Origin of the sequence: Amycolatopsis anabasis, from assembly GCF_009765355.1 — a bacterium.
GTDB classification, from domain to species: domain Bacteria; phylum Actinomycetota; class Actinomycetes; order Mycobacteriales; family Pseudonocardiaceae; genus Amycolatopsis; species Amycolatopsis anabasis.
This window is the reverse complement of the sequence record NZ_VTHK01000100.1, coordinates 1-18,640: the sequence shown is the minus strand read 5'-3', so window position 1 is coordinate 18,640 and position 18,640 is coordinate 1. Positions and strand designations below refer to the sequence as shown.

17 protein-coding genes are annotated in these 18,640 nt (G+C 68.6%); 11 read left to right on the top strand and 6 right to left on the bottom strand.

Annotated features, from left to right (window positions below; genetic code table 11):
- From FXO23_RS48840 to FXO23_RS48825, 4 genes are all read left to right on the top strand, one after another.
- Positions 1 to 693, top strand: a 693-nt coding sequence (locus FXO23_RS48840; RefSeq protein ID WP_158895754.1) for an NADP-dependent oxidoreductase, incomplete at its 5' end; no start/stop codon positions are given.
- A gap of 46 nt (positions 694 to 739) precedes the next feature.
- Positions 740 to 1,819, top strand: coding sequence for an alkene reductase (locus tag FXO23_RS48835; protein WP_158895752.1), 1,080 nt, complete (start codon positions 740 to 742; stop codon positions 1,817 to 1,819).
- 10 nt (positions 1,820 to 1,829) lie between these two features.
- Positions 1,830 to 2,759 carry an alpha/beta hydrolase gene (locus FXO23_RS48830; RefSeq protein ID WP_158895750.1) on the top strand — a complete coding sequence of 310 codons (930 nt, stop codon included), beginning with the start codon at positions 1,830 to 1,832 and terminating at the stop codon, positions 2,757 to 2,759.
- Positions 2,760 to 2,774: 15 nt separating this feature from the next.
- Positions 2,775 to 3,293, top strand: coding sequence for a nitroreductase family deazaflavin-dependent oxidoreductase (locus tag FXO23_RS48825; protein ID WP_246258581.1), 519 nt, complete (start codon positions 2,775 to 2,777; stop codon positions 3,291 to 3,293).
- Positions 3,294 to 3,369: 76 nt separating this feature from the next.
- Here FXO23_RS48825 and FXO23_RS48820 read toward each other — a convergent pair whose 3' ends face one another.
- Positions 3,370 to 3,975 (bottom strand): TetR/AcrR family transcriptional regulator, encoded by a 606-nt coding sequence (locus FXO23_RS48820; protein WP_179957085.1) that lies wholly within the window; start codon positions 3,973 to 3,975, stop codon positions 3,370 to 3,372.
- An 89-nt stretch (positions 3,976 to 4,064) separates the two neighbouring features.
- Here FXO23_RS48820 and FXO23_RS48815 point away from each other — a divergent pair, with 89 nt between their 5' ends.
- On the top strand, positions 4,065 to 5,009 hold the full coding sequence (locus FXO23_RS48815) for an alpha/beta fold hydrolase (RefSeq protein WP_158895746.1): 945 nt from the start codon (positions 4,065 to 4,067) through the stop codon (positions 5,007 to 5,009).
- A 175-nt stretch (positions 5,010 to 5,184) separates the two neighbouring features.
- Here FXO23_RS48815 and FXO23_RS48810 read toward each other — a convergent pair whose 3' ends face one another.
- Positions 5,185 to 7,311: a prolyl oligopeptidase family serine peptidase gene (locus FXO23_RS48810; RefSeq protein ID WP_158895744.1), complete on the bottom strand. Its 2,127-nt coding sequence runs from the start codon at positions 7,309 to 7,311 to the stop codon at positions 5,185 to 5,187.
- Between the two features lie 273 nt (positions 7,312 to 7,584).
- On the opposite strand from FXO23_RS48810, the gene FXO23_RS48805 reads away from it, so the two are divergent.
- Together FXO23_RS48805 and FXO23_RS48800 are read left to right on the top strand one after the other, a co-directional pair.
- On the top strand, positions 7,585 to 8,883 hold the full coding sequence (locus FXO23_RS48805; RefSeq protein ID WP_158895742.1) for an NAD(P)/FAD-dependent oxidoreductase: 1,299 nt from the start codon (positions 7,585 to 7,587) through the stop codon (positions 8,881 to 8,883).
- Between the two features lie 46 nt (positions 8,884 to 8,929).
- Positions 8,930 to 10,999, top strand: coding sequence for a prolyl oligopeptidase family serine peptidase (locus FXO23_RS48800; RefSeq protein WP_158895740.1), 2,070 nt, complete (start codon positions 8,930 to 8,932; stop codon positions 10,997 to 10,999).
- Positions 11,000 to 11,016: 17 nt separating this feature from the next.
- Here the strand turns inward: FXO23_RS48800 and FXO23_RS48795 are convergent, their stop codons facing one another.
- Positions 11,017 to 12,282: a helix-turn-helix domain-containing protein gene (locus FXO23_RS48795; RefSeq protein ID WP_158895738.1), complete on the bottom strand. Its 1,266-nt coding sequence runs from the start codon at positions 12,280 to 12,282 to the stop codon at positions 11,017 to 11,019.
- A gap of 249 nt (positions 12,283 to 12,531) precedes the next feature.
- Between FXO23_RS48795 and FXO23_RS48790 the strand changes: the two genes are divergently transcribed.
- The 3 genes from FXO23_RS48790 to FXO23_RS48780 all read left to right on the top strand — a co-directional run bounded on the left by FXO23_RS48790 (position 12,532) and on the right by FXO23_RS48780 (position 14,486).
- Entirely contained in the window at positions 12,532 to 12,915 is a 384-nt protein-coding gene (locus FXO23_RS48790; RefSeq protein WP_158895736.1) for a hypothetical protein, read from the top strand.
- A 184-nt stretch (positions 12,916 to 13,099) separates the two neighbouring features.
- A complete protein-coding gene (locus FXO23_RS48785; RefSeq protein ID WP_218952424.1) occupies positions 13,100 to 13,540 on the top strand; it encodes a nuclear transport factor 2 family protein in 441 nt (146 codons plus the stop codon).
- Between the two features lie 58 nt (positions 13,541 to 13,598).
- On the top strand, positions 13,599 to 14,486 hold the full coding sequence (locus tag FXO23_RS48780) for a proline iminopeptidase-family hydrolase (protein ID WP_158895734.1): 888 nt from the start codon (positions 13,599 to 13,601) through the stop codon (positions 14,484 to 14,486).
- A 52-nt stretch (positions 14,487 to 14,538) separates the two neighbouring features.
- Here FXO23_RS48780 and FXO23_RS48775 read toward each other — a convergent pair whose 3' ends face one another.
- Complete coding sequence (locus tag FXO23_RS48775; protein ID WP_246258579.1) at positions 14,539 to 15,774, bottom strand: MFS transporter; 1,236 nt, start codon at positions 15,772 to 15,774, stop codon at positions 14,539 to 14,541.
- Positions 15,775 to 15,879: 105 nt separating this feature from the next.
- Between FXO23_RS48775 and FXO23_RS48770 the strand changes: the two genes are divergently transcribed.
- On the top strand, positions 15,880 to 16,470 hold the full coding sequence (locus FXO23_RS48770) for a TetR/AcrR family transcriptional regulator (protein WP_158895733.1): 591 nt from the start codon (positions 15,880 to 15,882) through the stop codon (positions 16,468 to 16,470).
- A gap of 87 nt (positions 16,471 to 16,557) precedes the next feature.
- Here FXO23_RS48770 and FXO23_RS48765 read toward each other — a convergent pair whose 3' ends face one another.
- Both FXO23_RS48765 and FXO23_RS48760 read right to left on the bottom strand, forming a co-directional pair.
- On the bottom strand, positions 16,558 to 17,913 hold the full coding sequence (locus FXO23_RS48765) for an MFS transporter (protein WP_158895731.1): 1,356 nt from the start codon (positions 17,911 to 17,913) through the stop codon (positions 16,558 to 16,560).
- Between the two features lie 150 nt (positions 17,914 to 18,063).
- Positions 18,064 to 18,640 (bottom strand): PrpF domain-containing protein (locus FXO23_RS48760; RefSeq protein WP_281356752.1); only part of this gene is annotated, 577 nt, incomplete at its 5' end.

Below are 18,640 nucleotides of genomic sequence, written 5' to 3'. Positions count from 1 at the left end.
GTCGGTGACGCCGTCGTAGCGTTCCTGCCGATGGACGCCGACGGCGCCGCCGCCGACTACGTCGTCGCGCCCGCGGACACCCTGGCCACCGCACCGCGAACGGTCGAGCTTGCGGACGCGGCCGCTTTGCCAGTCGGCGGACTGACCGCCTGGCAGGCGCTGTTCGAACTCGCCGACCTGCGCGCGGGCCAGACGATCCTGATCAACGGGGCCGGCGGCGCTGTCGGCGGATACGCCGTGCAACTCGCCCACCAGGCCGCGGCGCGGGTCACCGCCACCGCGAGTCACCGCCATGCGGCCCGGCTCCGCCGGGATGGTGCCGACCGCATCATCGGCTACCTCGACTACGGCAACGGCCCGCTCACCGCGCAGGGCGCTCCGTTCGACGTCGTGGTCAACCTCGTCGTGACCACGCCGGAGGAGACCGCGGCGCTCGCCGATCTGGTCGCCGACGGTGGCGCGCTGGTCAGCACCACCACCCCGCCTCCGGAGGACCCCGGACGCGGCATCCGCACGGCACGGGTGTTCGTGCTCGGCAGGGCAGACCAACTCGCCGAACTCGTGACCCGCGTCGACCGTGGCGAACTGCGCATCGACGTCGCCGCCCGCCGCCCGCTCTCGGACCTGCCCGCCGTCCACGACGAGGCCGCCGCCGGACGCCTCGCCGGCAAAACCGTCCTCACCCCAGCCTGACCACCACGACAGAACTACCCCTACTACCGCCTGAGGAACACTCCCGATGACGACCGCGTTCGACCCTATCGACCTGGGCGGCAAGCGCCTGCCCAACCGCATCGCGATGGCCCCGATGACCCGCAGCCGCGCCTACGGGCCCGGCGCGACCCCGACCGAACTCAACGCCACCTACTACGCCCAGCGCGCCTCGGCCGGGCTGATCGTGACCGAAGGCACCCAGCCCTCGGTGATCGGCCAGGGCTACCCGGACACCCCCGGCCTGCACTCCGACGCACAGATCGCCGGGTGGCGACAGGTCACCGACGCCGTACACGCCAAGGGCGGCACGATCTTCGCCCAGCTCATGCACACCGGCCGGATCGGCCACCCCAGCCTGCTGCCCGACGGACTGTTCCCCGTCGGCCCTTCCCCGATCGCGGCGCGGGGCCAAGTGTTCACGCACGACGGCATGAAGGACTTCGTCACGCCGAAGGAACTCACCGAGGACGAGATCGCCCGGACGATCACCGACTTCGCCGCCGCCGCACGCAACGCGATCGAGGCCGGTTTTGACGGAGTAGAGATCCACGGCGCCAACGGCTACCTCATCCACCAATTCCTCGCTCCGAACGCCAACCAGCGCACCGATGGGTGGGGCGAGTCGGTGGCAGGCCGGATCCGGCTCGGCGTCGAGGTCGCCACGGCCGTCGTCGAGGCAATCGGCGGTCCCCGCACCGGTTTCCGCGTCTCCCCCGGCAACCCTCTGAACGACATCGCCGAGACTGATCCGTCCGATGTGGAACAGACCTACACCTCGCTCGTCACCGCACTCGCCCCGCTGGGACTGGCATACCTGCACCTGCTGGAGGGCCCTGACCGCGACTTGACGAAGCGGTTGCGCAAGGACTGGCCGGGGGTGTTCGTGCTCAACCCGTTCACCTATCCGGAACCAACCGGCCAGGACTCCCTCGGCCTCGTCGAGGACGGCACCGCCGACCTGATCGCTTTCGGAGCCCTGTTCCTCGCCAACCCCGACCTGCCTCACCGCCTCGCCAGGGGCGGGCCGTTCAACACCCCCGACAAGGCCACGTTCTACGGCGGCGACCACCGCGGCTACACCGACTACCCCACGCTCGAGGGATAGGAGGCCGCACATGCCGTTCAAGGACCCGGCAATCGCGGTGCGGCCAGCGTTGCTCGCCCGCGCCTTCCAGGCCGTGTTCCCGATTCTGGCCCGGTACCTGTTCTCGTCGCCGAAGCTGCGGTTCGCGACAAAACCAGTGCCTGAACCCCAGCGCATCGTGGTGCCGACCAGGCATGGCGAGATCCCGGCGCTGCTGTACACGCCCGTGCACGCTGACGATGAGAGGCGCCGTCCGCCGGTCCATCTGCTGCTGCACGGCGGCGCGTTCGTGGTGCGCCATCCCGAGCAGGAGGACAACGTCGCGCGCTATCTCGCCAGCGAAGTGGGCTGCTACGTGGTCGCCCTCGACTACGACGTGGCCCCTGCCGTCCGCTTCCCGGTCGCCGAACACCAGTGTTACGACGCCTATCGGTGGATTCGCGAGCAGGCGGAGACGCGGGGCTGGGACGAGCGCCGAGTGTCAGTGGGCGGCGCTAGCGCCGGGGGCAAGCTCGCGCTCAGCGTGCTCATCCAAGCCCTGCAAGACGGAGAGCCCACCCCGGTGGCCGCCAGCCTGGAATACGCCGTCGGCGACCTCTCCCTGCCGGACGCGAGCCGCACCAGCCCCAGCAAGCGGCCCATCGTCGGGCAATGGATGATGCGGATGGTTCGCCACACCTACTTCCAGGGCGCTGATCTCGACGATCCGGTCGTGTCCCCCGTCAAATACCCGAAGCTGGGCGACTTCCCGCCGCTGCTGGTCCTCACCGGCGAGCTGGACACCCTGCGCGGCGAGATGCACGCACTCGCCGACGCCGCCCGCACAGCCGGAGTCGAGGTCAGCTACCACGACTTCCCCGACTCCGACCACGGCTTCACCCACGTCACACCCGTCGAAACCGCGCGAAGCGCCATCACCATGATCGGCGACCACCTACGCGCCGCCTTCGACAAGCCGTAGACCCGTACCCGTTTCATGCTCCGGCGCCTTCCGGCCGCGCCGAAGCGCACGGTAAACCGCACACGGACGGCCCCGCGCCGTACCGGCCATGACCACGAGGAGGTCGACATCATGGACGACGTGGCAGCGTTCAACCACCGCATCATCACGGAGTTCCGGCAGAACAACGGCACGGTCGGCGGACCGTTCGCCGGCGCTCCCCTGCTGTTGCTCCACACCACCGGCGCGCGAAGCGGAAAACCGCGAGTCAATCCGATGATGTACCTGCCCGACGGAGACCGCTACCTCGTCTTCGCGTCAAAAGCCGGTTCCGACAGCAACCCGGACTGGTACTGGAACCTGCGCGCGAATCCCGATGCCCAGATCGAGGTCGGCGACCGCACAGTGGACGTCCGAGCCGTCGAGCTGGAAGGAGCCGAGCGCGACGAGAAGTACCGCGCCCAGGCCGAACGCCACCCCGGTTTCGCCGAATATCAGCGAAAGACCGACCGGATCATTCCCGTGATCGCGCTCGTCCCGGCCACGGCCCGCTGACGGGCACGGTCTCCGCGCTCCGCCGGCGCGAGCCCGACCTCGAGGAAGAGATCCACCAGCCAGGCTGCCAACGAACTCACGACTCGGGATCCGAGCTCCGGGCGTCCAGCGCCTGCGAGAGCGCGCTCATGCTGATGTCGACTATCGTGTGGAGCTGCTCCTGACTCGCCCCGGCCCTGCTCATCACGGCCAGCGACTGGTTGACCGCCGCGATGTGCACGGCGAAGTCGTCGGCGTCGCCGTCGGCCAGCTCCGCGGCGTTCAAGGCGGCCCGCAGCCGCGCACGCTGAAAGCCCAGAGCTTCGATCGCGCGCGCGGCGATGTCAGGGCTCAGCACCGGTATCGCCATCGCGGTCTGGGCGACCAGGCATCCGTCCGGCAGGTCGGGGTCAGCGATACGTTTCAGTGTGACGCCGAAAAACTCCCGTATCGCCCGCAGCGGCTCCCCCGAGGCACGGGAAAGGGCATGGTCGTACTGATCCCCATACCGCGTGGCGTAGCGGTCCAGGCAGCGCAGATAGAGCGAGTCCTTGTCGCCGAGCGAGGAGTAGATGGAACTGCGGTTCAAACTGGTCGCCCTGGAGAGGTCGTCGAGAGACGTCTCGGCGTACCCGGCTCGCCAGAACTGGATCATCGCCGCGTCGAGCACGACGTCCACATCGAACTGCTTCTTTCCGGCCATCACGCATGCACCTCGTTCCTGAGCCAAGCCGTTGCGCCCACACAGCGTATCTTGAACTAGACAGTTCAAGATACGCTAGGCTCAGTGACATGATTGACGCCGCGACTGCCACGAACCGCTCCTGCGACCAGAACTCGATCTCCGGGTTGCCGCTGCACGACCTTGCGGGATTCACGCACCGCTGGGTCGACGCGGAAGGCATCCGGCTTCATGCCGTGGAAGGCGGCCGGCCGACCGGCCCTGCCGTCGTCCTGCTCGCCGGCTTCCCGCAGACCTGGTGGGCCTGGCGCAAAGCGATGCCGGGCCTTGCCGAGCGATTCCACGTGATCGCGATCGACCTGCCTGGACAAGGCCACTCCGACCGCCCTCACGACAGCTACGACACGCACACCGTCGCTTCGCGCGTCCAGACTGCGGTGACTGCGCTCAACGTGCCGAAGTACTGGCTCGTCGCCCACGACATCGGAGCCTGGGTTGCCTTCTCGCTAGCCCTGACGTACGAAGAACGACTGCACGGTGTCGCCCTGCTTGACGCCGGCATCCCCGGAATCACCATCCCGGACACCATCCCCACGGATCCCGACCGGGCCTGGAAGACCTGGCATTTCGCGTTCCACCTAGTGCCCGATCTTCCCGAGACACTGCTCGCCGGTCGCGAGCGTGACTACGTTGACTGGTTCTTGAAGGTCAAAGCACTGTCCCCGAACACGTTCGACAGCGCCGAGATCGACCATTACGCCGCCGCTGTCGCGGCCGAGGATGGTCTCCGAGCGTCTCTCGGCTACTACCGTGACGCCGCGGAATCCGCGCGTAAGAATCATGACGCTCTTGACCGACAGCGCTTGACCATCCCGGTCCTGGGAATCTCCAGCTCCCATGGCTCGATCCCCGACATGGCCGCTTCCCTCAGCCCCTGGGCAGACAACGCGACAGGCGTCGTCATCCCACATGCCGGACATTTCATTCCCGACGAGCAGCCCGCCGCAGTTGTCGACGCGTTGACCGCATTCATCAAGCACGAACGTGTGGGGTAGTCCGGGCATCACCATCATCAGATCCGCGGCACCCTCGCCGCACACTGCCGTCGCGCAGAGGTACATGCGGTGACGTTTTATGCCGATTCCGCTTGGCGTGCCCGTAAGAATCAGATCGCCGGGAAGCAACGTGCAGAACCGCCGATATTGAGTGGGCTTCTTGTCGAGGTCTTGGTCACGTTAGCGGCGCTGCGTGGCGCCCGGTAGTCCGGACTCCGGGATGCCTGGCGCTGTCTTCGCGCGGTGCCATGTCCAGGTGCCGCATCAGGAAGGCGAGCCAGTGGGTGGCGTGGGTGATGCCTTCGGACCTGCTGGTGGCCGTTCCGTGCCCGATGCGATCCCAAACGCGCAGCAACACTGGGTTCGTGGTTTCCGTCGTGGCTTGCAGTCGCGCGATGAACTTGCGGGAAGGACCGGGCGGGCAGGCGACGTCCGCGCCGCCCGCGTGGACGTAGAGCGCCGGGTAGGTCACGTCGTCTTTGATGAGCTGGTACGGCGACATCCCGGCGAGGCGGGCGACGTCGTCCGGGTCGCCGAGGTCGGCGTATTCCGCGTTGATGGCGAATCGGCCGTAGGGGTGCCGGTGGCAGCCGATGATGTCGAGGATCGGGCACTGGGGCACCACGGCTGCCCACAGGTCCGGGCGTTGGGTGAACGCGATCCCGGCCATGATGCCGCCGTTGCTCCATCCGGTGACCGCGAGTTGCTCGGGTGTTGTCACGCTGGTGGCGATGAGGTGTTCGGCGATCGCGTAGAGGTCGTCGAAGCTGTTCTGCTTGTTCTCGACGCGTCCGGCGTCGGCCCAGTCGACGCCGAGGTCACTGCCGCCGCGTTGGTGGGAGATGACGAGTGCTCCGCTGGCCGCGACGAAAGCCGCGGCGGGGCCGGGGAACTGCGCCGGCCAGGCGACCCGGCCGCCACCGTATGCGGTGATGAGAGCCGGGAGCGGTCGCGTCCCGTCCGCGCCGTCGGGCAGGACGAGGTGGTAGGGCACTTCGGTGCCGTCCGCGGACTTCGCCCAGCGAAGTGAGGCAGTCGCGCCCGGCAGGTGAACGCGCGGTACTCGTAGCGTGTCCAGCTGCCTCGAGCCCAGGCGGTAGCGGTACAGCCCGGGTGAGGAGGTGGGGGTGGAGAACAGGAACACGAACTCGTCCGGGTGGCCGTCGGGGGCTAAGGCGGCGGTTGGGAGCACGTCGAGCGGCAGGGCGCCCCGGCCGGGCAGCGGCACCTCCTCCAGTTCTCGCCCGTCACGGTCGAAGACCCAGGCGTGTGCTTCGGTGTCGATCGATCCGGTCACCACCAGACGGTTGCCGATCAACCGGACATGGCTGAGCAGACGGCCGGATTCCGGCACCAGTTCCCGCCAGGTGGCCGGGTCCGAAGGATCCGGCTTGTCGAACGGGATCGCGACGATTCGGCCGCGGGGTGCGCCGTGGTTGGTGATCGCGACGTACCGATCACCGTCGATGACGCCTGCGACCGATGAGTCGAGTCCTTGGACGAACGGTCGCCACGTTCGTTGCGGCAGTTCGCACACGTACTGGGGGAGCGGCCATACGGCGGTCACGACGGCGTGCTTGCCGTCCGCGGCCACCTGGACGGTCGGTGCGTGGACGACATCGACCGGTTCGGGGTCGGTGGCGGGCTCGCCCCCTACCGGATGGAAGTACGCGCGGAAGGCGAACGACTCCGAGGACAGGTCGCCTGCCGTGTAGAAGAACCCGGAGCTGTCCGGCAGCCACTGCGGGGTGACCAGGGGCCCCATCGTCGGTTGGGGGATCCGGTCGGGCAGTCGCTCGCGGGTTTCGGTGTCCAGCAACCAGATCTCGCCGAGTTCGGAGCCGTCCTCACAGACCCCGAGCGCGACGATCGTCCCGTCCGGGGAGGGAGCGAACCACGAGATCTGCCGGGTTCGGTCGTCGTTGGGGTCATACAGCACCTGCCCGGGACCGTCCGCGACATCGGAGACCGTGAGGACGGCACGGTCCGGGTAGTGCGGCGCGGGAGTCCGGTCAAGGCGGAACCAGCGGCCGCCGGCGAATCGCGGAGCCGGATCGACCATCCAGTTGGGTGAGCCGGTGCCGTCCGCGACGCACTGGTCGACCGAGGCGCGGAGGGTGGCCAGATGTGGCCAGTCCCCGACGAACGCGTCGGTGAGGGAGTTCTGTGCCCGCTGCCACGCTTGCGCTTCGGCGGAATCGTCTTCCAGCCATCGGTAGGGATCGGGGAAGCTGACGCCCATGACGGTGTCCTGGGCATCGACGGTTCTCGCTACGGGGTAACCCGGTCGTTCGCCGGTCATCGCGCCCATCCTCCCCCCCCCGGCCGATTCCTTTGTGGACGATCACTCTATTTCTCGGCCGCCTGCCGTTACCACAGACGATTGCCGGACGATCTTCGTCGCCGGTCAGACAAACGTCGAACAGGGCGGGCTTCGACCGATGTCGCGCGCACCGTCGCCGAATTTCCGGCTGACGCATGATGCTTCGCGGTTCCCCCACCGCCGACAATGACACGATCCGTTGTGGCCGGTGCACAGAAGACGCACGCGGCCGAGCCGGGGAGGGAGCAGGCCATGGCCACGGACGTCGTGGTGATCGGCGCGGGGGTCATCGGCGCGTCGATCGCGTGGGAACTGGCCCGGCAGGGCAGGCGGGTGACGGTCGTCGACAAGACCGGCGGGGCGGGACACGGTTCCACGAGCGCCTCGAGCGCGGTGGTGCGATTCAACTTTTCCACGCTGACCGGTGTCGCCGCGGCCTGGGAGGCGCAGTTCGGCTGGCGGTCGTGGGCCGAGCACCTCGGCTGCGACGTCGGGGAGCCCGCCCGGTTCGTGCGGTGCGGGATCGCGATGCTGGACGTGGACATCCTGCCGCGGTCGGCGTACTTGCCGCTGTTCACCGACGTCGGTGTCCCGTTCGAGGAGTGGACCGGCGCGGAGCTGCGAGAGCGGATCCCGGGCATCGACGCCGGCAGGTACTGGCCACCCAAGCGCATCGACGACGACCGGTTCTGGCAGGAAACCAGCGACACGCTCGGCGCGGTCTACACGCCGGACGCGGGTTTCGTCAGCGACCCCCAGCTGGCCGCACAGAACCTCGCCGACGCCGCTCGGGTGCACGGCGCCGAGTTCCGGTTCCACACGACCGTGCGCGGCGTCGAGCGGGCGCACGGCCGGGTGACCGCGGTGACGCTGGCGGACGGCACCCGGATTCCGTGTGCCGTGATGGTCAACGCCGCGGGCCCGTGGTCGGGCAGGGTCAACGAGCTCGCCGGGGTCGGTGCGGACTTCACCGTGCGGTCGCGGCCGCTGCGTCAGGAGGTCGCGCACGTCAGAGCTCCAGCGGGGTATCGCTTGCGTGACGGGATCGGGATCGCTGTCGCGGATCTGGATCTGGGTACGTACCTGCGGGGTGAGGCCGGTGGTGGGCTGCTGATCGGCGGCACCGAGCCGGCGTGCGATCCGCTCGAGTGGATCGACGATCCGGACGCCGTCAATCCGCATCCGACGATGGCCGTGTTCGCGGCGCAGGTGACGCGCGCCGCGCGCCGGCTTCCGGAATTGGCGGTTCCCCACCGCGCTCGCGGGGTGGTCGGGGTCTACGACGTCGCCGACGACTGGACGCCGATCTACGACCGCACCGAGCTGGACGGCTTCTACGTCGCCATGGGGACCAGCGGGAACCAGTTCAAGAACGCGCCGGTCGTCGGAAAGTTCCTGGCGGCGATCATCGAGCAGACCGAGCAAGGCGTGGACCACGACGAACGTCCGGCGCGGTTCGTCGGCGAACACACCGGGCTGGAGATAAACCTGGCCGCGTTCTCCCGCAAACGTCCATTCAGGACGGAGAACTCGGGCACGGTGCTGGGCTGACGAAGACGTACCGGGACTTCCGCCGGGTGAGGAAAGGACAGCACGAGTGAGCATCATCGAACCACCGGCCACCCGCACCGGCGACGACGTCGACGAGGTGGCGGGGGTCCGGTTCGCCGACCCCTACCGGTGGCTGGAAGCGGGCACCGACGAGGTCGACGCCTGGCAGGACGAACAGGCCAAGGCGGCCTCCGCGTACGTGCGGGACTGGCCGTACTTCGATCGGTTGCGCAAGCTGGTGGCGCGCTACGATTCCGAGCGGTTTGGCGCGGTGCCGTTGGCCGCGGGCGGGCGCTGGTTCCGGATCGAGCCGGTCCCCGGTGCCGTCCGGCCGAGTGTGCTGGTGGCCCGCGAGCCCTACGGTGAGGGCCGGGTCCTGTTCGACCCGTCGGCGGAGAACCCGGGGAAACCGCCGTTCCTGTCGTGGATCTCGCCGTCGCCCGACGGCACCGTGCTCGCGGTCGGGGTGTGCACCGACGGCAGCGAGCGCAACACGATCCGGCTCGTGGACGTCGCGAGCGGTGCACCGCTGCCGGACCCGCCCACGCAGGTCCTCAAGGACAACTGGACCGGCGGGGCGAAGTGGCTGCCGGACTCGTCCGGGTTCTACTTCACCGGCACCGACGACGATCCAGCCGGTGTGGCGCACCAGGTGTGGCTGCACCTGCGGCGCGGCACACCGTCGACGGTCGCCGTCGACGTGCCGTGGCTGTCCGGCGACGACTACCGCGCCGTGGTCGCTTCGGCGGATGGCAGGCATGTGGTGGCGGTGCAGGGATTGCTCGATCCCGTTCCGGTGGCCGTGTCGGACCTGTCCGACCCGGCGGCTCCGGCATGGCGGGAGTTCGTCACCGACGCTTCGCTGAACCTCGCGGGCTTCCTGATCGGCGACGAGTGGATCGCGGTCACCGATGCCGGAGCACCACGCGGCCGCGTGGTGGCGATCGGCCTGGACAACGTCACCCCGAACGACCCCGCCGCGTGGCGCACGATCGTGCCGGAGTCCGACGTGACGATCCGATCCGTGCACCCGGCGGGTGACATCCTGTACGTGCACGAGTTCGTCGACACCTACGCCGCGCTCCGCGTCGTCGACCGCGACGGCGCGCCCCGCGGGACGGTTCCGTTGCCGGGCAAGGGCGCGCTGGGCGAGATGCCGTTCCCGATGATGAACATCGTCGGACCGGCCGCCGAGGAGCAGCTGGTGTTCGCGTTCTCGACGCTGACCAGTTCGTGGGGCGTCTACCGGCACCGACCGGGCGAGTCACGGCTGGAGACGCTGCGAGAACCCGCCGTGCGGCTGCAGGACTGCCTCGTCGAGGACGGCTGGGCCACCTCGGAGGACGGCACCCGGGTGCCGTATCACCTGGTGCGCCGCCGCGATGTGCCGCTGGACCGGCCCCGCCCGGCGCTGCTGTGGGGGTACGGCGGGTTCGGCGCGCCGTGGATCCCGCAGTTCCCCGGCACGATGGCGGCGTTCGTCGCCTCCGGCGGCGTGTTCGCGCACGTGCACCTGCGCGGCGGCGGCGAGCTCGGCAGGGACTGGTGGGAGGGCGGCCGCCAGCGCACCAAACAGAACGGCTACGACGACCTGTACGCGATCGCGGAGAACCTCATCGCCACCCGGGTCACCAGCCCGGACCTGCTCGCGCTGACCGGTGCTTCGGGCGGTGGACTGCTGTGCGGCGTGGCGGCGACGCAGCGGCCGGAGCTCTTCCGCGTGGTGGCGCCACGCGTGCCGATCTTCGACCTCATCGGCGCCTGCCGCGACGGCTACGGCCGCTTCGTCGTCAACACGGAATTCGCCCGCATCGACGACCCGGACGAGGTCCGGCGTCTCGCCGGGTTCTCGCCCTACCATCTGGTGCGCGACGGGGTCGGCTACCCGGCGGTCTTCGTCGAGGCCGGCGACACCGACCCGCGGTGCCCACCATGGCACGCCCGCAAGTTCGCCGCCCGCCTGCAGGCGGCCACGACTGGCGGCTCGCCCGTGTTCGTCCGCATCTGGCGCGACTCCGGGCACGGGTGGGCCACCGACAAGGAGGTCCTGCTCACCCAGGAAACGGAATGGCTCGCCTTCGTGGCGAAGACGCTCGGAATGACGCCGCCGGAGTGAGCGCTCGCGGTGTCCGATCAGGACACCGAGCGGATTCTCGGCGGCTCACCTTCGGCAGGAGCCGACGTGGTTTCGGCGTGGTAGCCCGCTGCCAGTCTGCGCATCTTCAGTCCCAGATGCAGGGTCAGTCGATCCTCGCCCCGGCTCAGCGCGCAACCAGTGAGCTGCTCGATCCGCTTCAGCCGGTGATACAGCGTCGCGCGGTGGACGCTGAGCTGCTGCGCGGTGCGCGCGACGTCGCCCGCGTTGTCGAGAAACGTTTCCAAGGTGGCGACGAATCCGCGATGGCCGGCTTCACACTCCAGCGCGACGAGCGCGGGCACGCGCGACGCGGCGACCAGGTCGTCGACGGGCATCTGCAGCAGCAACTCGTAGGGTCCCAGTTCACGCCACCGGGCGACCGGTCCGAGCGAGGGCACGAGCCGCGCCGCGCGCGCCGCGAGAAAGGCCTGCCGGTAAGAATCGGCGACGTGCTCGACGCGGTCGACGACACCGCCGACGCCGAGCACGAGCTGCCCACCGTCACCGGTGAGCCGGTCGAACCGCGCCACGAGCCGCGCGCAGATCGCGTCGATCTCCGTGCGGGAGGGCGGTTCGCGCCGGGCGAGCACCAGCCACGCCCGGGACTTGCTGGCAGCCATGAGCGCGCACCCCTGGATCAGGAGGCTCCGGGCGTCCTCGACCGCGGACTCCAGGGCCACGTCCTGCGGTGCGGCGACGCCGTCCGGGCCGGGGTGCCGCACTCCGATGACCTGGAACCGCGTCGCGCCGGCCGGGAAGAGCTGCTCGGCCCGCAAGTCCTCCACGGCCTGGGAACGGAGGGCGCGATCGGAGGAGACGAGCTCCCACAGGATCGCCTCGTGCCGGGCCTTGGTGCGCTCGTGCACGACGAGGCGTCGGTAGAGGACCACGCCTGCGCGCTCGGCGGCCTCCCTGGCCAGCTCCTGGTGGTGCTCGTCCAGTGACGAGCCGGAGTCGATGAGCCACAGGTAACCCAGCAGCAGCCCGGCGCAGCGCACCGGCACGCACAGCCGTGGTCGCGTCCCGGCCACGGGCACCACCAACCGGCCGGGGCTCGTCCACTGCGCGATGCCCTGGGCGAGGACCTGCTCCTGGAGGTCCGCGTCGATCGAGCGGTTGAGCACCGACGACACCCGAACGCTGTCCTCGTCACCGAAATGCCGGCTCGCCGCGAGCAGCCGGATCGACGGATCATCGATCGCCACCGACCGTTGCAGCCGCTCGGCCAGGTCATCGACGATCTCCTGCAGGTCGTCAGCCATGGCACTCACCTTCCCCGTCGTTCGGGCGTGCCCCCACTTTGCCTCGGCGATGTCCGGATTACGAGCGACAGCCGACGCGAGGGCCGCCTGATTCGCGCGACAGATGTCGCAGCGCCTGGGCGACGCCCGTCGCAAGTCCACCCGCGAACTTCTCGACTCCTGTGTGAAGCGTGAGCGTGTCCGGCTGCCCGATACTCGACATCAGCGGCGAACGACAAGGGAGGAACTCTCCTGAACACCCCGGATTTCATGTCCCCGGCACACGTCGACCAGATGAACCAGCTGCTCGCGGAATCGGTCGAAGTGCGCGACGCGGCCGCCGCGCTGGGCGGGACCTACACCATGACCTACCAGCTCGACGGCGCGCCGACCGGCACCGAGTACTGGACGACAGTATTCGGCCCGACCGGGATGCACTTCGAGCTGACGGCTCCGCGGACGCCACCGGACATCCTGGTCCGGGCCGACTGGATCACGACGATGCGGGCGCTACACGCGCAGAAGGAGGGGCGTACGGCGCCGGTTATGGCGGAGGAGACCACCGGCGACGCGGCGCTGGTGAAACGGCTCGAGCACGTCCTGGCGATCGGCCGGCGCGTGGCGACGATCGACACTCGCCTGCCCCCTGTATGACCGAGGCGGTGGGTGGCGGCGTCCTGGGTCCCGGCGGTGCGCGCGTCGGTATCGGTCGGAGAAAGACAGGAAAAAAAAGGGGGGTACCTTTTACGAGATATGAGCCGAGGGCGTTTTCGTGACCAAACCGCTCTGCCTGACACGGAAGGGTAAGTCAAGCCTTACGTTCCGAGGTTTCGTCGCTATGCTGGAGATCGCCGATCCGGCCTTACCTTCACCCAGCGTGCCGACAACGATGAAACGAGAACGAGGTATGGGGCAGAATATTGCCGAGAAAGCGCTTCAGTGGCTGCGGCACCTGGAGTCCTATGACTTCGCCGGTATGCGCGCGATGTGTACCGACAAGGCCACCGTGTGGCACAACGACGGCGCGGGCCAGCAGACGATCGACGAGAAACTGAAGCAGCTCAGCCCGCTTGCCGCCACCGTCGATTCGTTACGGTACGACGTCATCCGCCAGTTCCGGAATGCGAACGAGGTGCTCCACCAGCAGGTACTTCACCTGGCCATGTCCGACGGGTCCCGCAGTGAGCTCCACGCGGCGATGTACTTCCGCTTCGAGGACGGCCTCATCGACCGGGTCGAAGAGTACGCCTATCCCATGCCGGCGGGCGAGGCGGCATGATTCTGTTTGCGCTTTCACAGAATGGTTCCGGCAAGGCCGTGGAAGGGGTGGCAGGCGGATGAGCGGTTCCCGGGTCGACATGGTTGAGGGCGAGATCGCCGTGCCAGGAGGTAAGGTCTGGTACCGCAGATCGGGCAGCGGTGGCGTGCCGCTTCTCCTGGTGCACGGCGGGCCGGGCTATCCGAGCGATCTGTTGTTCGAGGCGTTCGAACCGCTTGCCCAGGAGCGTGAAGTCGTCTGGTACGACCAGCTCGGGGTAGGTCGTTCGGACCCGATCGACGACACCTCGTTGCTCACAGTGGAGCGCTTCCTCGACGAACTCGGCGCGGTCATCGACGGTCTCGGCCTGCGACGCCCGCACGTCTATGGCCACTCCTGGGGAGCCATGCTCGGCCTTCAGTATGCCGCGCAGCGAGCGCCCGACTGGACGAGTTTGATCTGTGCCAATGGGTTGGCCAGCGTACCCCGGTTCACCGAAGAGGTACGAGAATTGCTGGCGCGGCTACCGGGTGATGTTCTGGACCGTACCCATGGTCGTGAACTCAGAGGAGAGACGGACAATCCCGATTACCTGGTCGCCCAGGGCGAGTACCTGCGAGCCATGGTGGTGCGCACCTCGTCGGTAAGCCTCGACCCGGATCGCATGAGCATGCTGACGTTCAGGACGATGATCGGCCAGGCCGATTACCACGTTACGGGCACCCTCAAGGATTGGGACATCTTCGGCGAACTCGACCGTATCCGAGTTCCCGCACTGGTCCTCGGCGGAGAGTTCGACGAATGCGTTCCCTCGCACCTCGCGGACATCGCCGGCCGAATCCCGGACTCCGAGCACGTCACGCAGTCCGGCGCCGCCCACATGGGTTATCTCGAAGAGGAGCCGCTTCGCCGCGAATACGTCTCGATCATTCGGGACTACATGACGCGGATCGAAGAACGCTCGTAGTTCCCACCGCCAATGGCCAAACTGGCCGGCGCGTGTTCGCCCACAGAAATGATCACGCGTGGCGGCCGTCCTCGTCGAGGCCATGGGTGTCGCCGACGCTGGCGCGTGTGAGCGTGGTGGCCAGAGCGATCGCACCGACGCCGACGGCCAGCAGGAGCGTCGCGACGTTCTGGTTGATCACCTGGTCGAGGAGGCCGAGGGCAAGCGTCGGGCCGATCGTTCCGGCGTAGGCGGCCAGAAAGTAGGACGCGAACAGGTCGGCGCGGCGGTCCGGGTCGGCGAGGCGCGCGGTGACCGCGACACCACGCCGGAACATGAGCCCCGCCCCGATTCCCGCAAACACCGTGCCGACGACGAACGCGGGCAGTGACCGGGTCCAGAGCGCGGTCTCGAACATCGCGACCCCGATGACGAGGGGCACAGGCCCGAGCACGGGGGAAGCCAGCCACCGGCCGGGTGTGGCCAGTTGTGCGACCAGCGCCACGGCGAACAGCAGGCCGACCTCCGCGCCGACGGCCGCGACACTGCGCACCTGAAGCGTGTCGTGGAGAAACCCGGGGACGAGCGAGGAGAACAGGCCGTTGACCGCGAACGCCGCGAACACCGCGGCGGCCGAGGACAGAAACCGGCCGCGCTTCGCACGGTCCGCCGGAAGCGTGGGACGGCGGACCGTCAGCACGGGACGCCGGGGTGACCGGACGGTCTCCGGAGTGCAGGCGATCGCGACGGCGGCCGGGACGAGCGCGGCGAGGTAGCACCAGAACACCAGGTGCGTGGGATCCGGGATGAACTGGGCGAACAGGCCGGCGATGACGGTGCCGAGTCCCAGTCCGCCCAGGTTCGCCCCGGTGGCCGTCATCGACGCGCGCCGGCCATGTCCGGGCCCGGCGAGCTCTTCGAGCGCCGCCGTCGCCGTCGCCGTGGTCACCCCGGTGGCGAGACCGCACAGGAATCGGGCGAGGAGAAGCAATCCGACGTCGCGGGCCATCAGGAAGCACACCGTGCTGGCCGCGAGCACGACCAGCGACGCCAGCAGGAGCGGGCGCCGGCCCGAGCGATCCGACAACGAGGCGAACAGCAGCAGCGACACCACCACGCCCAACGCGTAGATCGCGAAGATCACGGTCGTGGTGAACGGGCCGAACCCCATGCGCGGAGCCCAGAAGACGTAGAGCGGTACCGGCAGCGTGCCGCCGAGCATGGCGAGCACGTACACCGCGGCCACAAGCCAGAAACCCAGTTTCGCGCGCCTGGAGACGGCGGCGGGTATGTCATCGACAACGGACATGCACCGACCATAAACCATCTTGGACTGATCGGTCCATGATTCTTGTACTGTTCGTTCCAAGAAGTAGGTAGGCTCACACCGAGCCGGTGAGACGGGAGGCGAGACATGGCGGGCCGCAAGCAGTTCGATGTTGACGAAGCCGTGGACAAGGCCATGGCGGTGTTCTGGCAGCGTGGATACGCCGACGCCTCGCTCGACATGCTCGGCGCGGCCACCGGGCTGGGCCGCGGATCTCTCTACGGCGCTTTCGGCGGCAAGGACGAGCTGTTCCGCCGCGCGCTGGACCGCTATTCCGCGACGTACGGCGCCCGCTACGAGGACGCGCTGACCGCCCACCCCGGCGACCCGGTCCGCGCCATCGAAGCGTTCTTCGAAGTCGTCCTGGCCAGGATCGACGACCCCGCCGTACCGAAGGGATGCCTCATCGCCCAGTCGGCGGCTCAGTCAGCCGTGCTGACTTCCCCCAGCGCCACCCACGTCCGCGGTCTGCTCGACCTCCAGCACGCGCGGATCCGGGCCGCGCTCGACGATCCGCACGTCGACCCCACGATGCTCGACGACCTCGCCACCTACATCGTCGCGGTCAACCAATCCCTCGCCGTGCTCAGCCGCGCCGGCGCATCGGACGCCGAGCTGCGGGCCGTGGTGCGCCTTGCCTGCGAGACCGTAGCGAACCGGCTCACTCCTGCCCACTGACACGGCCGACTGGGCCCCAGACGGTGCGGATCGCCAGACAAGTGGTGCCCAACGAGTCATCGACGTGCGCGTGGTCGGCCGTCCATGTCAGCGGGAAATCTCTTCCAGGGCCCTGTTTGTCGTGTGTTCGCCCGCTACGGCCAGCACGATTCCCAGGAGCAGTACCGTCCCGGACAGGTAGACGAACACCGCGGTGAAGCCGAAGGCGGTGAACACGGCGGTCACCATGAACGCGCCGGCGATACCGGCGACGCGGCCGAGACCGTTGGTGATCCCGGAACCCACGACCCGCAGCTGGGTTGGATAGATCTCCGGGAGATAGGTGTAGAGCACGGCGACGATGGCCTGGACCGCCATGGTGAACAGGAATCCTCCGGCGACCATGACCACGTTCTGCCGCACCAGCCCGAAGGTCAGCACGCTGGCGGCGGCGATCACCGCGAGCACCAGGATCAGTGTCTTGCGTTCGTAGCGATCCACCACTGGATACGGTGCCAGCGCCCCGGGCACCGATCCCGCGGCGAGGACGATCGCGATCGTCAACGCCTGGGACTGGCTGTGACCGCGCTCGACGAGTAGCGTCGCCACCCACGAATTGAACCCGTACACGCTCAGGATGAGCAGGATCATCGCAATCGAGGCCACCACGGTGCGTTTGAGGTACCGCGCCGTGGCCAGTTCCCGCACCCGTCCCGGCGGGGCCACCGGCCGGAGTACGGGTTCCGCGAGCGGTTCGCCGGTGCGTCGCACCGCCTCGGCCTCCAGCCGCTCCACGAGGCCCCGTGCCCGCTCCCCGCGTCCGTGCATGGCTTGCCACCGTGGGGATTCCGGCATGAATCGTACCGCGAAGAACACACCGACGATGCCGAGTGACCCGATGACATAGACCCACCGCCACGCCTCCGCCCCGGTCGGGATCACCAGCCAGGCCACGAAAGCCGACACGGGCACCCCGCTGATTCCGATCGCCAGCAGCACCGACTGGTAGCGTCCGCGCAGGTGACTCGGGAACATTTCACTGACCACCACCAGCAGCACCCCGGTCATCGCCTGCAACCCCATCCCGGTGAGCAGGCGGCCGGCGACCAGCATCGCGAAGTTCGGTGCCAGCCCGGTCAGCAGCGAACACAGCGAATAGCCGACGGCCGCCGCGATCAGCACGGGCTTGCGTCCCCAGCGATCCGAAGCCCGCCCGCCGAGCACGGCGCCGAACAGCATGCCCAGGAACGCGACGGACGTGGCGAGACCGACCTCGCCGAGGGTGAGTTTCCAGTGGGCACGGATCGCCGGTGCCGTATATCCGAACGCCGACAGGTCGAAGAGATCGAACAGGAAGAAATACCCGAGCAGCCAAGCCAGCCGCCGGTGTGTCCGGGTGGCGACCGGAAGCCGGTCCAGCCGCGCGGCGAGAGCGGCGTTGTCGGTGGCGAGGGCGGTACCCACACGAGAAGGAGACGGCGTTGTCATCGGACACTCCACGGTTTCGCATATCGTCGTTGACAGGCGATCTGAGGGAAGTCGGGGGTTTTCCGGGCACGGTCAGGAAGGCACCGCGGCACTACGGTGTCCTTAGTGGACTGTCGGACTTCGGGACTAGGACGTCGCGTCCAGGATCGACCGGGGGTAGTAGACGTTCCCGTCCATGAGACGGCGGGCGGTACGGCTGAAACCGAGCATGGCGAAGCCGCCTTCCGGGGGTGCGCCGTTCCCGGTCGTGGTGACCTTGACCGGGGTGATCCCGGAGGGATGCCCGATCAGCAGCGTGCCGGCCTGCCGATGCTCGCTGACGGCGGCGACGACCGAACCCGTCGTCCGCGAGGCGGCGGCGAGGCTGATGGACGCCGTGCCGGCGATGCTTTCGTGCAGGCGGTTCATGAACATCAGCCGTACTCGCAGGTCCATGTCCCGGCCCGCGATCGGTGTCCCGTTGAGCGTCGTGGTGTCCGCGGGCGGGGCGATCAGCCCGATGAGCGGAAACCCCGGCGAGCGTTCCTCGGCGCGGCGCCAGTCGTCGCAGAATCCACAGAGGATGGCCGCCTTGCCGCGGATCTCGGTGAGCACCGCGAGGAGGGCTGCGTCTTCGTCGATCTCGCTCGGACCTTCGTCGCCGACGAGGCCAACCGCCCGGGCGGGCACCCATACCACTGGATTTCCGGCGTCGGACAAGGTC